This window comes from Streptomyces sp. NPDC049541 (assembly GCF_044465725.1).
Taxonomy (GTDB): Bacteria; Actinomycetota; Actinomycetes; order Streptomycetales; family Streptomycetaceae; genus Streptomyces.
The window spans coordinates 199,988-214,557 of record NZ_JBITLY010000009.1 but is presented as its reverse complement, the minus strand read 5'-3'; the positions used below and the strand labels follow the sequence as shown (position 1 = coordinate 214,557).

10 protein-coding genes are annotated in these 14,570 nt (G+C 72.6%); 5 read left to right on the top strand and 5 right to left on the bottom strand.

Features of this window, described 5'->3' with window-relative positions:
• Positions 1-11: 11 nt before the first annotated feature.
• A complete protein-coding gene (locus ACIBW9_RS30940; RefSeq protein ID WP_398960331.1) occupies positions 12-1,169 on the top strand; it encodes a D-alanine--D-alanine ligase family protein in 1,158 nt (385 codons plus the stop codon).
• A gap of 107 nt (positions 1,170-1,276) precedes the next feature.
• Here ACIBW9_RS30940 and ACIBW9_RS30935 read toward each other — a convergent pair whose 3' ends face one another.
• Together ACIBW9_RS30935 and ACIBW9_RS30930 are read right to left on the bottom strand one after the other, a co-directional pair.
• On the bottom strand, positions 1,277-1,768 hold the full coding sequence (locus tag ACIBW9_RS30935) for a DUF3515 domain-containing protein (RefSeq protein ID WP_398960330.1): 492 nt from the start codon (positions 1,766-1,768) through the stop codon (positions 1,277-1,279).
• 20 nt (positions 1,769-1,788) lie between these two features.
• Complete coding sequence (locus ACIBW9_RS30930; RefSeq protein ID WP_003997603.1) at positions 1,789-2,022, bottom strand: Lrp/AsnC family transcriptional regulator; 234 nt, start codon at positions 2,020-2,022, stop codon at positions 1,789-1,791.
• 206 nt (positions 2,023-2,228) lie between these two features.
• Between ACIBW9_RS30930 and ACIBW9_RS30925 the strand changes: the two genes are divergently transcribed.
• The gene (locus tag ACIBW9_RS30925) at positions 2,229-3,194 is read left to right on the top strand and encodes a thiamine-phosphate kinase (protein ID WP_398960329.1); all 966 of its coding nucleotides are present in this window, start codon (positions 2,229-2,231) and stop codon (positions 3,192-3,194) included.
• Complete coding sequence (thiD, locus tag ACIBW9_RS30920) at positions 3,191-3,997, top strand: bifunctional hydroxymethylpyrimidine kinase/phosphomethylpyrimidine kinase (protein ID WP_398960328.1); 807 nt, start codon at positions 3,191-3,193, stop codon at positions 3,995-3,997. Before ACIBW9_RS30925 ends, thiD begins: the two co-directional genes overlap by 4 nt.
• 107 nt (positions 3,998-4,104) lie before the next feature.
• On the opposite strand, the gene rpmB is transcribed toward thiD, so the two are convergent.
• Positions 4,105-4,290 carry a 50S ribosomal protein L28 gene (rpmB, locus tag ACIBW9_RS30915; RefSeq protein ID WP_003993230.1) on the bottom strand — a complete coding sequence of 62 codons (186 nt, stop codon included), beginning with the start codon at positions 4,288-4,290 and terminating at the stop codon, positions 4,105-4,107.
• 255 nt (positions 4,291-4,545) lie between these two features.
• Here rpmB and ACIBW9_RS30910 point away from each other — a divergent pair, with 255 nt between their 5' ends.
• On the top strand, positions 4,546-6,240 hold the full coding sequence (locus ACIBW9_RS30910) for a DAK2 domain-containing protein (protein WP_398960327.1): 1,695 nt from the start codon (positions 4,546-4,548) through the stop codon (positions 6,238-6,240).
• 1,085 nt (positions 6,241-7,325) lie between these two features.
• Here ACIBW9_RS30910 and ACIBW9_RS30905 read toward each other — a convergent pair.
• Positions 7,326-10,253, bottom strand: a complete 2,928-nt coding sequence (locus tag ACIBW9_RS30905) for a tetratricopeptide repeat protein (RefSeq protein WP_398960326.1) — start codon at positions 10,251-10,253, stop codon at positions 7,326-7,328.
• Positions 10,253-12,100 carry an HSP90 family protein gene (locus ACIBW9_RS30900; RefSeq protein ID WP_398960325.1) on the bottom strand — a complete coding sequence of 616 codons (1,848 nt, stop codon included), beginning with the start codon at positions 12,098-12,100 and terminating at the stop codon, positions 10,253-10,255. The genes ACIBW9_RS30905 and ACIBW9_RS30900 overlap by 1 nt, the downstream gene beginning before the upstream one ends.
• A gap of 168 nt (positions 12,101-12,268) precedes the next feature.
• On the opposite strand from ACIBW9_RS30900, the gene recG reads away from it, so the two are divergent.
• On the top strand, positions 12,269-14,488 hold the full coding sequence (recG, locus tag ACIBW9_RS30895) for an ATP-dependent DNA helicase RecG (RefSeq protein ID WP_398960324.1): 2,220 nt from the start codon (positions 12,269-12,271) through the stop codon (positions 14,486-14,488).
• Positions 14,489-14,570 lie beyond the last annotated feature (82 nt).

Here is a 14,570-nt window from a genome sequence, read left to right as displayed (position 1 = left end):
CTCAACGCGATATGAGCACCGAGAACCTCCCCCAGAGCCCTGAGCAGCCGCCTCGCAAGCCGCGCGTGGCCGTCGTGTTCGGCGGGCGCAGCTCCGAACACGGGATCTCCGTGGTCACCGCCGGCGCCGTCCTCAAGGCCATCGACCGGACCAAGTACGACGTCCTGCCGATCGGCATCACCCGGGACGGCCGCTGGGCCCTCACCGCCGACGAGCCCGAACGCATGGCGATCACCGACCGCCGTACCCCCGAGGTGGAGGACGTCGCCGAGTCGGGCGAGGGCGGAGTGGTGCTCCCCCTGGACCCCGGCAACCGCGAAGTCGTCCTCAGCGAGCCCGGATCGGTGCCCAAGGCGCTCGGCGAGGTCGACGTCGTCTTCCCCGTCCTGCACGGCCCGTACGGCGAGGACGGCACCCTGCAGGGCCTGCTGGAGCTCTCCGGCGTCCCGTACGTGGGTTCGGGTGTGCTCGCCTCGGCCGTCGGCCAGGACAAGGAGTACATGAAGCGGGTGTTCACCTCCTTCGGGCTCAAGGTCGGCCCCTACGTGGTGATCCGGCCCCGTGAGTGGGAGCAGGACGAGTCGGCCGCCCGCAAGAAGATCGTCGACTTCGCCGGCGAGCACGGCTGGCCGCTGTTCGTGAAGCCCGCGCGCGCGGGCTCGTCGATCGGCATCACCAAGGTCGACGACATCGCGGACCTCGGCGACGCGATCGCGGAGGCCCAGCGGCACGACCCGAAGATCCTCGTGGAGGCCGCGCTGCGCGGCCGTGAGATCGAGTGCGGGGTGCTGGAGTTCGCGGACGGTCCGCGGGCGAGCGTGCCCTCCGAGATCCCCCCGCCGGACGCGCACGCGTACTACGACTTCGAGGCGAAGTACATCGACTCGACCCCGGGTATCGTGCCGGCGCCACTGACGCCCGAGGAGACCGCCGAGGTGCAGCGGCTCGCGGTGGACGCCTTCGAGGCCGCGTCCTGCGAGGGCCTGGTCCGTGCGGACTTCTTCCTCACCGAGGACGGCGAGTTCGTGATCAACGAGATCAACACCATGCCCGGCATGACCCCGATCTCGATGTACCCCCAGATGTGGCAGGCCAGCGGCATCAACTACCCCGAGCTGGTCGACAGACTGATCCAGGCGGCCCTGCGCAGGTCAACGGGCCTGCGCTGAGCGCCCCGAAGGGGCGCGGGGCTGTATCGATATGCGGCTACCGCCGCGTGGGCGCGACAAGCCACTGACGGCCCGCAGCCGACGCACAACCCATCCACCCACGGCGATTAGTCGGCAACACCCGCCGGCACCGCCTTCTTGATGGCAGGCGCCAGATCAACCAACGGCGCCATGCCATCGCCGGTGCGCTTCGCGGGGATGCTCACCTCGACATAAGCCTTGCGCAGGGTGCTGGTGAAGCGGAACGACCCGTCGTTCTGCTTCTGCAGCAGCCACCCCACCCCGTTCACCTCGACCCCGTCGGCCTCGGGATCACTCATCTCCGCGGGCCGCGGAACACCGCAGCGCAGTATGATCGCCGGGTTCCCCCAGCCCGCGGTCAGCGCGGACGCGGGCTCGGGATCCCGGCGACTGAGACCGTCGACCTTGGCCGGCAGCACTTTGTCCAGGCTCCGGCACAGCGCAGCGACCTTCGCCTCCGGCGAGGGAACCGCCGCCGACGCGCTGTCGTCTGCTGATGAGCAGCCCGCGGCGGCGATCAGCAGGACGAGGACGGGCAGCCCGGCAGGAACGGGGCGCCGGCGACGGAAAGACTTCACCGGCCAAGGGTAGACGGGGGCTACAGATGGACGACCGGGCAGGTCAGGGTGCGGGTGATGCCGTCCACCTGCTGGACCTTCGCGACCACCATGCGGCCGAGGTCGTCCACGGTGTCGGCCTGGGCCCGCACGATCACGTCATAAGGTCCTGTCACGTCCTCGGCCTGGATGACTCCAGGGATCTTGCTGATCGTCTCGGCGACGGTCGACGCCTTGCCGACCTCCGTCTGGATCAGGATGTACGCCTGTACCACGGAACCTCCAGGGCGGCCACGAGGATCATGTGGGGAAAAGGAACGCCACGGTATCGCGTCGCCGCTCGCCGCGGGGAGACCTGCGCAGGCCGGGGCTTGCGCGCCGGGGTGCAGGCACGGCAAAGGTTGACGGTCACCTCGACCGTATCGAGGACACTGATGACGCGCGACCGGGCACGGCCAGGGACAGAAGGGGAGCAAGGGCAATGAAGGGCACTGTTGGTGAGCTCGGGGAGTTCGGGCTCATCAGGGAGCTCACCTCCCGTCTCACCACCACCCCGGCGGTCCGGGTCGGCCCCGGCGACGACGCCGCGGTGGTGGCCGCACCCGACCGCCGGGTCGTGGCCAGCACCGACATCCTCCTGGAGGGACGGCACTTCCGCCGTGACTGGTCCACCGCCTACGACGTCGGGCGTAAGGCCGCTGCGCAGAACCTCGCGGACATCGCCGCCATGGGTGCCGTACCGACCGCGCTGCTGCTCGGCCTGGTGGTGCCCGCCGAACTCCCGGTGACCTGGCCCAGCGAGCTGATGGACGGCATCCGTGACGAGTGCCAGGTCGCGGGCGCGTCCGTGGTCGGCGGGGATGTCGTACGGGGCGACACGATCGTGGTGTCGATCACCGCGCTCGGCGATCTGCGCAACCAGGAGCCGATCACCCGGGGCGGCGCCCAGCCCGGCGACCTGGTCGCGGTGACCGGCTGGCTCGGCTGGTCCGCCGCCGGTTACGCGGTGCTCTCGCGGGGCTTCCGTTCGCCGCGCGCGTTCGTGGAGGCGCACCGGCGCCCCGAGCCGCCGTACCACGCTGGCCCGGCGGCCGCGGGGCTCGGCGCGACCGCGATGTGCGACGTCAGCGACGGGCTGATCGCCGACCTCGGGCACATCGCCGAGGCCAGCAAGGTCCGTATCGACATCCGTTCCGGCGCGATCGACATCCCCTCCCAGATGAACGACATCGGGCAGGCCGTCGGCGTCGACCCCATGCAGTGGGTGCTGACCGGGGGAGAGGACCACGCGATCGTGGCGACCTTCCCGGCGGACGTGAAACTGCCGGCCCGCTGGAAGGTGATCGGCGAGGTCCTCAACCCCTCGGCGCTGCCCCAGGTGACGGTGGACGGGGCGCCGTGGACCAGCAAGGGCGGCTGGGACCACTTCGGGGACATCGAGTCATGAGCGCCCCGCCCAGGGTGCTGACGGTCGCGGGCTCCGACTCCGGCGGCGGGGCCGGGATCCAGGCCGACTTGAAGACGATGCTCGCGCTCGGCGTGCACGGCATGAGTGTCGTCACGGCGGTCACCGCGCAGAACTCCCTTGGCGTGCAGGGGGCTTGGGAGCTGCCGGTGGAGGCCGTGCGGGCCCAGTACCGGAGCGTGGTCGAGGACATCGGCGTACAGGCGGTCAAGACCGGGATGCTGGCCTCGGCGGAACTCGTCGAGGCGGTGGCCGAGTTGATCGCCGCGACCGATGCCCCCGCGGTCGTCGACCCGGTCGGTGTCTCGAAGCACGGGGACTCGCTGCTGGCGGCCTCCGCGCTGGAGTCCGTACGGACGAAGCTGCTGCCCGCGGCGACCGTCGCTACGCCGAACCTCGACGAGGTGGCGCAACTCGCCGGGGTGCACGTCGGGTCGGAGTCGGATCTGCGCGAGGCGGCTGCTGCCGTGCTGTCGTACGGGCCGCGCTGGGTCCTCATCAAGGGCGGTCATCTGCCCGGCGAGGCTGTCGATCTGCTCACCGACGGCTCCGAGGAGCACTGGCTGCGCGCTCCCCGGCACGACAACCGGCACACGCACGGCACGGGCTGCACCCTCGCGTCGGCGATCGCGTCGCAGCTCGCGAAGGGGCAGTCCGTGCCCCAGGCGGTGGCGGCGGCCAAGGAGTACGTCACCGGGGCGATCGCGGCCGGCTTCGCGCTCGGCGGCGGCATCGGGCCCGTGGACCACGGGTGGGCCCTCCGAGCGGGTACTCCCTCGGCCTGATGCCGGCCGCCGCCCTTCCGGCTTGTCAGGTACAGCAAAAAGCCGGTCCACCGAGGTGGACCGGCTCAGTGCAGCGAACCAGCAGTGGCCGCGCGCTTAGCTGTGCGTCAGCGCGAGACCTTGCCGGCCTTGATGCACGAGGTGCAAGCGTTCACGCGCTTCGGCGTCCCGCCGACCACGGTACGGACGCGCTGGATGTTCGGGTTCCAGCGACGGGACGTACGGCGGTGCGAGTGCGAGATGTTGTTGCCGAAGCCCGGCCCCTTGCCGCAGACGTCGCAGTTGGCAGCCACGGGTCACTCCAAAGACTTCAGATGCACTTACGGTTGAGTCCCGGCATGCCGGGATCGAGATCGCAGGATCAGAGATCTGAGTGGCGGTGCCAGGGGGAGAGCCCGATGTGGATCGGGCAACCGGAGCAGCATACAACGACTGCGCCAGTACAACGAAACTACCATGGCTGATCAGGGCTCCGCTCCCGGCCCTCTTCCGGTGGTCACCCGCTCCGGGTCTACGCTGCGTCCAGTCCGGATCCTGAGGAGGCGCAGGTGGCGCAGGTGCCGCAGACATTCTTCGATGCTCTCGCGGTGCGCACCTGGTGCGGCCTCGCGCTGGAGGCGCTCGGCCGTGCGCGCGAGGAGATCGACGCGATCAACGTCTACCCCGTGGCCGACGGGGACACCGGCACCAACCTGTATCTGACCGTGGAGTCCGCCGTCGGGGCGGTGGAGGCCGTCTTCGCCGCCCATGAGGTGGGCGCCGAGGCCGCCGGGAAGCCTTCGCTGGCCGAGGCCGCGCGCGCGATGGCGCACGGGGCGCTGATAGGCGCCCAGGGGAACTCCGGGACGATCCTCGCGCAGCTGCTGCGCGGTATGGCGCAGGTGCTGGCCGCCGAGGGTGAGACGCCTCACACCGACGGCTCCGGCCTCCGGCTCGCCCTGCGGCACGCCGCCGACTCCGCCCGCCGGGCCGTCGCGCATCCGGTCGAGGGCACGGTTCTGTCGGTGGCTTCCGCGGCCGCCGACGCGGCCATGGGAGCCGAGGGCGACTGCGGGGCGGTCGCGCGGGCCGCATACGAGGGAGCGCGCGCAGCGCTGGCCGCGACCCCCGGGCAGCTGGCCGTCCTGGGCCGCGCGGGCGTGGTCGACGCCGGCGGACGCGGGCTGGTGGCGGTGCTCGCGGCGCTGGCGGAGACGTTCACGGGGGAGGCGCCGGCGGCCGTCTCGCCTATCGGCGGCCATGCGCGCGTGCAGACCGCTGCGGCCGTGGTGGAGAGCACCCCCGTGCCCGAGGACTGCGCACCCGCTGGGGAGGAGGGCGGACCCGCCTTTGAGGTGATCTATCTCCTGGAGGCCGAGGACGCGGCCGTGGACCGGCTGCGGGCGCGGCTCGACACCCTCGGGGACTCGCTGGTCGTGGTCGGCGGTGACGGGCTGTGGAACGTGCACGTGCACGTGGACGACGCGGGAGCCGCCGTGGAGGCGGGGGTCGAGGCGGGGCGGCCGTACCGGATCCGGATCACCCACTTCGGCGTCGGCGACGTGCACACCACCGGTGGGCAGCGGCCGCCCAGGGAGCAGGTGCAGCGGGCGGTCGTGGCCGTCGTGCCGGGCGAGGGCCTGGCCGGGCTGTACACCGAGGCGGGCGCGACCACCGTGCTCGCGCGCCCCGGGGAGCCGCCTGCGAGCGGTGAGCTCGTCGACGCCGTACGGCGCGCCCACGCGCGCGAGGTCGTGCTGCTGCCCAACGACGCCGACCTGCGCCACACCGCCGCCGCGGCGGCCGAGCAGGCCCGGAGCGAGGGCATCCGGGTGGCCCTGATCCCGACCCGCTCCGCGGTCCAGGGGATCGCCGCGCTCGCCGTGCACGAACCGGAGCGCCGCTTCGACGAGGACGTCGTGTCGATGACCTCGGCGGCCGGCGCGACCCGCTACGCCGAGGTCGCCGTCGCCGAGCGCCAGTCCTGGACCATGGCCGGAATCTGCCAGGCCGGGGACGTCCTCGGCCTCATCGACGGCGACGTGGCCGTGATCGGCTCCGACGTCACCCTCACCGCCGAAACCGTCCTTGACCGCATGCTCCAGGCCGGCGGCGAACTGGTCACCCTGGTCCTGGGCGACGAGGCCCCCGACTCCGTCGCGGACCGCCTGCAGACCCGCGTCCGCGAGTCGTACCTCGCCGTGGACACGGTGGTGTACCACGGCGGCCGCCAGGGAGCCCTGCTCCTGATCGGCGTCGAATAGCCCCACCGCCAGCGGTCCCGACGGCCCGTCCGCCTTTCCCCCGAGCCGACGGGAGAACCTCGGACGGACGGCGGACTCTGGCCTCAGCGGCCGGGAGGACCTTTCGCCTGCGGCCGTCCCGCTCACGGTTACCGCGGCCTCCGGGGCCTGCTGACCACTACCAGGGACGGAGCCTGTGCGGGCTGTCCGCTCAGGCCTCGGCGGGCCGCGAGTCCCCCCTCGGGCCGGTTGCGGGGCTCCTGGCCTTCGCGGTTCGACGTTCGGGCCTGGGCCGGTTCGGGGCGGCTGACGCTACCGGTGTCGGTGTCCCTGCCTTTGCGGCCCGTCCGGTCCGCGCCTGGACGGGCCGCGAGCCTCCCGGCACCGGACCGGCCGTGGGGGCTTCCGGCCTCAGCGGTCGGGGTTTCCTGGCGTCTGTGCCCCTTCCTCTCGGGCTTCAGCGGGCTCAGAGGGCTTCTGGTCTTCGCAGCCCACCACTGTTGGGACGCGTCGGTTCGGGGGCTGCTGAGCGTTACAGGGGTCGGAGTTCCTGCATCTGAGCTTCCTGTCTTGGCCGGGCCGTGGGGTTCCTCGCTTCAGCGGCCGGGGTCCTTGGCGTCCCATGGCCCTTGCGCTCAGGGCCCCCGCGGCCCCCGAGGGCTTCTGCCATCTGGGGTCAGACGTTCCCGGCCTGGGCCGGTTCGGGGCGGCTGACCGCTACCGGTGTCGGTGTCCTTGCCTTTGCGGCCCGTCCGGTCCGCGCCTGGACGGGCCGCGAGCCTCCCGGCACCGGACCGCCCGCGGCGCCCCGGCCCCAGCCGAGCGGGGTTGCCGGCTGCAGTCGGCCCGGAGCTTCCGGCCTGCCTCAGCCCCCGGACCCCCGGCTTGGCCGACCCGGTTCCCGGGCTTGGCCGACCGGGACCCCCGGCTTGGCCGACCCGGTTCCCGGGCTTGGCCGACCCGGATCTCGGGCTTGGGCCGACCCGGATCCCGGGCTTGGCCGACCCGGACCCCGGCTTGGCCGACCGGGACCCCAGGCTTGGCCGACCCGGACCCAGGCTTGGCCACCGGGAGCCTCCGGCTTAGGGCGGCCTCGCCTCGCGGTCTCAGTCCGCTGTCTGTTCCTCCACCACCTGCAGCATCTGTTCCGCCTCCGCCTGTCGGCTCTGGGCCGTTTCGTCCTCGGGGTCTGCGCCGTCGTATGCGGCGAGGACCGTACGGGCGTGGGTTGCTGCTCGGGAGGGGCGGGCGAGGTCGGCTTCCAGCCAGCCTGCGGCGAGTTCGGCACCGGTGCGGCTGTGCAGGGCGTCGTCGCCGAGGGAGGTGAACACCGCGATCGCCTCGGTGACCTCGGACAGGGCGTCTTCGAGTGCCGCCCGGATCGAGTCGTCGTCGGCGTCCTCCGTGGCGGAGCGGGCGAGCAGGTCGCCGAACTGGCGGTGGGTGTGCCCGAGTTCAGCGACGAGCCGCTGCCGGGCCTCCTCGTCGCCCCCGGCGGTGCCCAGCGCCGTCTCGCACTCCCGGACCGCGCCCGCCATCAGCTCCCGTGCGGCGCCCGCTCCGTCCTCCGCGCGCAGCGCGAGCCAGGCGCGGGCGCGCAGGGAGCGTACGAGGCCGTGGACGTTGCCCAGCGAGCGCCACAGCTGGCCCGCGCGCGCGTACGTCTGGTCCGCCTCGGCGGGCAGCCCGGCCGCGCCGAGCGACTCGGCGGCGAGGTGGGCGAGCGTCGCGTGGTCGTGCTGCTCGGGCCACTCCTTGGCGATCTCCGCGGCCTGCAGCCGCCGTTCGGCCGCCTCGCGGTGCTCGCCGAGTTCGCTCAGACAGTCACCGAGCCACCACTGGGTCTGGACCACCGCGCCGTCCCCGTGCGTCTCGGCGCTCAGGTCGGGCAGCGCCGACTCCAGCACCTCCGCAGCCTCGGCCCACCGCTCCTGCCGCAGCAGGAACCCGCCGAGCTGCTGCCGCGCCCAGGCGCCGAGCGTCGGCCCCTCGCCCGCCTCGTCCGCCCAGTGCGCCGCCTCCAGCGCGTGCTCCGCGGCCTCCACCGACAGTCCACGGCCGCCCAGCACCTCGGCGAGCTGCAGATGCAGCTGGGCCCGCCCGACCGCCCCCAAATGCGCCCCGCCGTGCTCCAGGGCCGCCCGCAGCGCCCGTTCCGCCCCCGAGATGTCGCCCAGGTGATGCGCCAGCCCCGCCAGCCGCGCCTCGTACTCCACCGCGAACCACGGCAGCCCGGCACCGACGAACCCTGCCGTGGCCCGCCCGAACAGCTCCACGGCCGTCTCCAGGTCACCGCCGCGCACCGCCAGATCCGCGAGCATGGCCTGCGCCTCGGCCTCCCGCGCGGCGATCCGCACATCGTCCCCGGTGTACCCGCCGACCAGCGCGAGCAGTTCACGTACGGCGTTCTCGGCGTCGGCGAGAACCGTTTCCTCAGCCGGCTCGCCCGCCTCCTGCACCCGCCGCATCAGGACCCGCGCCCGTCCCATCAGCACGGACGCCGTCTGCCGCACCCCGGTGGCGTCGTCGGCGTACAGCGCCAGGACCTGGTCGTACGGCTCCACGACCGCCGCCAGCGCCTCGTCCACCTGGCCCAGCAGCGCGCGTACATACGCCGCACGCGTGCGTGCCGCCAGCGCCTCACCCAGGTCGTCGGCCTCCGCGTACAGCTCGGCGGCCCGTTCGAAGAGTGCGGCGCCCTCCGGGCCCCGGTCCATCGCCTCGTGGTCGGCGATCTCCGCCCGGTCGCGGGCGTCCAGCTCGACGCCCTCCGCGGCGCGCGAGACGGCCGCCCAGGCGTCCATGGCGTTCGGCTGCAGGGTGTGCGAGAGCCGGCGTGCCTCGGCCAGCAGGGCGGGCAGGTCCGGCGCGTCCGAGGTCACCGGGGCCGGTGCCGTCGGCGGAGGCGCAGAGACCGGGCGCGTCGCCCGCACCCCGAGCGGCAGCCGCTCGACCAGCGGCCGCTGCGCCATACGCGCGCGTGCCCGCTCACTGACGTACGCGTTGCCGTTGCGCTCGTCGAAACGCGCCGCCAGCGCGAGCGCCTCGGCACGCGCGTGCGTGGCGAGTTCGCGCGCCGTCCACCTCCGGCCCGCCGGTCCGGGCACCTCGCGCTCGGCAAGGCCCGCCTCGTCCAGCCGCTCCATGAGCAGCGTCACCACGCTCAGGAAGTCCAGCAGGCTGCGCGGCTGCCCGGTGTCCGTGAAGTACGCCGGCCGCTCCGCGAGCAGCTCCAGACCGCGCGCCTCGTTCCCGGTCAGCGCGCAGAACTCGACGTGGTCCGCATACGCGCCCCGCATGCTCTCCATGGACCGCACCAGCCGGAAACCCCGCAGATGGTTGGCGCGCGCCTCGTCCGTGCGGCCCAGCCGCAGCAGGGGCACCAGGGACGACGCGAGCACCGTGTGCGGCTCGTGCGCGCACGTGAACTCGCCCTCCAGCACCGGCCGCCACAGCAGCAGCGCCTGAGCGTCCCGCCCCCGCTCGGCCTGCCACCAGCCCTGCCCGTGCAGCTCGCACGCGGGGCAGTCGGCCATGCCGTCCCGGTCGGCGGCCAGCCACGCGGCGTACGCCCGCTCCGCGCGCGCGATGTCCCCGATGTGCGCCGCCACGCTGAACTCGGCACTGCGCACGGCCCGCTCGGAGTGCCCGGCCAGCCGGTAGCGGTGCTCCATCTCGCCCAGCCACTTCTCGATCGAGGCGAGCGGCACATGCGGCTGGTCGAGCATGCCGGCCGACACCCACTTGAAGACCCAGTGCAGCGAGTGCGCCTCGTACTCGTCGAAGTCCTCGGGCCGCTCGTCCCACATGCGCAGCAGACGCGCGAACGGGACGAACATCCTGTCCTTCTCGGAGCTGTAGTTGTAGACCTTCAGCTGGTGCCCGAGCGCCTCGATCACGGCGAGCGGGATGCCCAGCCTCTCGGCCTCCACGAGCAGCTGCTCCGCGCGCGCGTTGCGTGCCGGACCCTCCGGCCGTTCGGAGTTCTCCGCCATCGCGCGGCGCAGGGAGTCGAAGTCCGTGATCCCGCCCATCAGTTGCCTTCCTCCCCGTGGGTCGCCCATTCCAGCAGACCGATGAACGCCCGGTTCAGCAGCGCCGTGTCCGCCGGCCGCAGCGGGCGCTGTGCCATGAGCAGCGCCTGCCCGTACAGGGACTCGGTGGCGGTGCCGATCAGTTCCGGGTCGCCGAGCGAACTGATCCGCCGGATCAGCGGGCTGAGGTGGTTGAGCACGAGACGCGCGCGGGGAGCGCTGCCCCGGAGCGACCCCAGGATGCCCGCCCACAGCTCGTCGGCCTGTTCCTCGGCCTCGGCGCGGGCCTGCTCGTGGCGGGCCGCCCGGTCGTCCAGGTGCAGCGCGGGAACGGACAGCGGGTGGAAGGCCCGCAGCACCACATCGCACCCCAGGGGGTCGAGTTTCGCCCGCGCGGCCGCCAGGAAGCCGGACAGGGCCAGCTCCGCGGCCGGGTCGACCGCGTCCAGGTGCGCGGTCACCGTGTCGGCGTCCAGCTCCGCGACCACCGTTCCGTGCCGCACCGAAGGCAACGCCTCGACCAGCTCGCTGTCGTACGTGTAACCGCCGTTGATCACCCCGACGCCCTGCGCGGACGCGATCGGCGCGACCTGCCGGTACTCCTCCACGGTCCGCGTGAAGTGCACCACCGGGTGCCGCTGCGCGAACTCCTCCAGCGACAGCTGCCCGTCGGTGGTCTCGAAGGGCAGCCACGGCAGCATCGTCCGGAGCATCTCCTTGTCGTGCCGCGCCAGGGACTTCACACCCAGGTGGTGCACGGACAGAAAGGCGGCCAGCCGTTCCGGGTCCCCGGCCGCGAGCCCTGCCAACCAGGACCGAATCCTTGTCCCGAGCGCCTCCCGTACGGCCGCCAGCGTCTCGTCCTCGTACAGCGACTCGCGCGAGGCCGTGGGCCGCAGACTGTCGGTGTCCAGCACGCACCGCACGAAGAACGCCCAGTCCGGCAGCAGCTGTTCGGCCCGCTCGGTCAGCAGCATGCCCTTCAGATGCACGCGATGCGTCGCCCGCTGGGCGGGGCTCACGGCCGACGGAAGGACGTACGCCACTCCGCGGATCCCGGCGAGCGGCACGTTCAGCTCGATCGAGTCGAGCGGGGTGAAGCCGAACAGCTCGTGACAGTGCCGCGCCAGCGCCACCCGCCGGTTGGCGGGGGAGGGGTACGGCCGGTCCCAGGGCGCCGGAAGGTCGGTGACCGCCTCGTCGTCGACCCGGACGTCGTACGGCAGCAGCGACCCGAAGTCCCGTGCCAGCGTGAGCACCCGCTCGGGCGCGAGCCACTCCCCGGCCCCCGCCCGTGCCACCAGGTGCACGGTGGTGCCCGGTTCGGGCCGCGCCTCGTCGGGCAGCGTCCGGACGGTGTACGAACCGTCGTCGCTCGCCGTCCACTCCACGACCGCCGAGTCCGGCGTACGGGCGCTGCGGCTGACCACCCGGATCCGCTCGGCGACCACGAAGCAGGCCAGCAGGCCGATGCCGAACTGGCCGAGGAAGCCGGAGCGGGCCTCCTGGATCCCATCGGCGATCTGGTCGGTCCGCTTGGAACTGCGCCCGATGGTGGCGAGCAGGGTGTGCACGTCCGCCTCGGTGAGCCCCACCCCGGTGTCCTCCACCCGCAGGGCACCGGCCTGCGGGTACAGCCGCACCCGGGCCGGTGCTTCGGGCTGCTCCTCGCGCCGGGCCGTGATGGCGTCCACGGCGTTCTGCAGCAGCTCCCGCAGATAGACCTTGGGGCTGGAGTAGAGGTGATGGGAGAGCAGGTCCACCAACCCGCGCAGGTCGACCTGGAACGTATGAGGTGGCTGAGGTGACTGGGACGGCTGGGATGACTTCGAAGTCTGGGAGTCCATCGTCGCAGCGCCGGTGGGGGGAGGTTCGCGACGGCGCGGGGTCGGGCGGTCCCTGGTGGGGCGGTGACCGCGGGGGATGGCCGGAGCGCGCCATCCTAAGGCCGGAACGAGCCGCCTGACCAGGGGTTTCGCTGGACGTATACGGGATTGTCAGTGGCGTGGTGTGCAATGGATCTCGTGCCCGCACTGGATGAACCACTGAAGCAACCACTCAAGTCAGTGCTCGGCCCCGCCACCGCGAAGGTGATGGCCGAGCACCTCGGCCTGCACACCGTCGGCGACCTCCTCCACCACTACCCGCGCAGATACGAGGAGCGCGGCCAGCTCACCCACCTCGCCGACCTCCCGATGGACGAGCACGTCACGGTGGTCGCGATGGTCGCCGACGCCCGCCTGCACACCTTCGCCTCCGCCAAGGCCCCCCGCGGCAAGGGCCAGCGCCTCGAGGTCACCATCACCCACGGCAGCGGCCGCCTCCAACTGGTCTTCTTCGGCAGCGGCGTCCACAAGCCCCACAAGGAGCTCCTGCCGGGCACCCGCGCGATGTTCGCGGGCAAGGTCTCCGTCTTCAACCGGCGCCTCCAACTGGCCCACCCGGCCTACGAGTTGCTACGGGGTGACAGCGACGAAACGGTCGAGACCTGGGCCGGCGCCCTCATCCCCATCTACCCGGCCACGGCCAAACTGGAGTCCTGGAAGATCGGCAAGGCCCTCCAGACGGTGCTGCCCGCCGCCCAGGAGGCCATCGACCCGCTGCCGGAGGGACTGCGCGAGGGCCGCGGACTGGTCTCCCTCCCCGAGGCCCTGCTCAAGATCCACCGCCCGCACACCAAGGCCGACATCGAGGACGCCCGGGCCCGCCTCAAGTGGGACGAGGCCTTCGTGCTCCAGGTCGCCCTCGCCCGCCGCAGGCACGCCGACGCCCAACTCCCGGCGGTCGCCCGCAGACCCAAACCCGACGGACTGCTCACCGCCTTCGACGACCGCCTCCCCTTCACCCTCACCGAGGGCCAGCAGAAGGTCTCCAAGGAGATCTTCGACGACCTGGCCACGGAGCATCCGATGCACCGGCTGCTGCAGGGAGAGGTCGGATCGGGAAAGACGATGGTGGCCCTCCGCGCCATGCTCGCCACGGTCGACGCCGGCGGCCAGGCGGCCATGCTCGCGCCCACCGAGGTCCTCGCCCAGCAGCACCACCGCTCCGTCGTCGAGATGATGGGCGAGCTGGCCGAGGGCGGGATGCTGGGCGGTGCCGAGCACTCCACCAAAGTCGTGCTGCTGACGGGTTCCATGGGCGCCGCCGCCCGCCGTCAGGCCCTGCTCGACCTGGTCACCGGCGAGGCCGGCATCGTGATCGGCACCCACGCCCTGATCGAGGACAAGGTCCAGTTCCACGACCTGGGCCTGGTCGTCGTCGACGAACAGCACCGCTTCGGCGTCGAACAACGCGACGCCCTGCGCGGCAAGGGCAAACAGCCCCCGCATCTCCTCGTCATGACGGCCACCCCGATCCCGCGCACGGTCGCCATGACCGTCTTCGGCGACCTGGAGACCTCGGTTCTCGACCAGCTCCCCGCAGGCCGCTCGCCCATCGCCTCGCACGTCGTCCCGGCCGCCGACAAGCCCCACTTCCTCGCCCGCGCCTGGGAGCGGGTCCGCGAGGAGGTCGAGGGCGGCCATCAGGCGTACGTCGTCTGCCCTCGCATCGGCGACGAGGAGGACGACCCGAAGAAGTCCGGCAAGAAGAAGTCCCCGGAGGACGAGGCGGAGAAGCGCCCCCCGCTCGCCGTCCTCGACGTGGCCGACCAGCTCGCCAAGGGCCCGCTCCAGGGCCTGAGCGTCGAGGTCCTGCACGGCAGGATGCACCCCGACGACAAGGACGCGGTCATGCGCCGCTTCGCGGCCGGCGACACCGACGTCCTGGTGGCCACCACGGTCATCGAGGTCGGCGTCAACGTCCCGAACGCCACCGCCATGGTGATCATGGATGCCGACCGCTTCGGCGTCTCCCAGCTCCACCAGCTGCGCGGCCGCGTCGGCCGCGGCTCGGCCCCCGGCCTGTGCCTCCTGGTCACCGAAATGCCCGAGGCGAGCGCGGCCCGCCAGCGCCTGACCGCGGTCGCCTCCACCCTCGACGGCTTCGAACTCTCCCGGATCGACCTGGAACAGCGCCGCGAGGGCGACGTCCTCGGCCAGGCCCAGTCGGGCGCCCGCACCAGCCTCCGGGTCCTCGCGGTCATCGAGGACGAGGAGGTCATCGCGGAGGCGAGGGAGGAAGCCGCCGCGGTGGTGGCGGCGGATCCGGAACTGACGGGACTCCCAGGCCTCCGGACGGCCCTGGATGCCCTTTTGGACGAGGAAAGGGAGCAGTACTTGGAAAAGGGGTGAGGTGGAGCGCCCCGACAGGGGCGCGGGGCTGTGTCGCTATGCGGCTACCGCCGCGCGGGCGCGAGCCACCACGACGTACGTG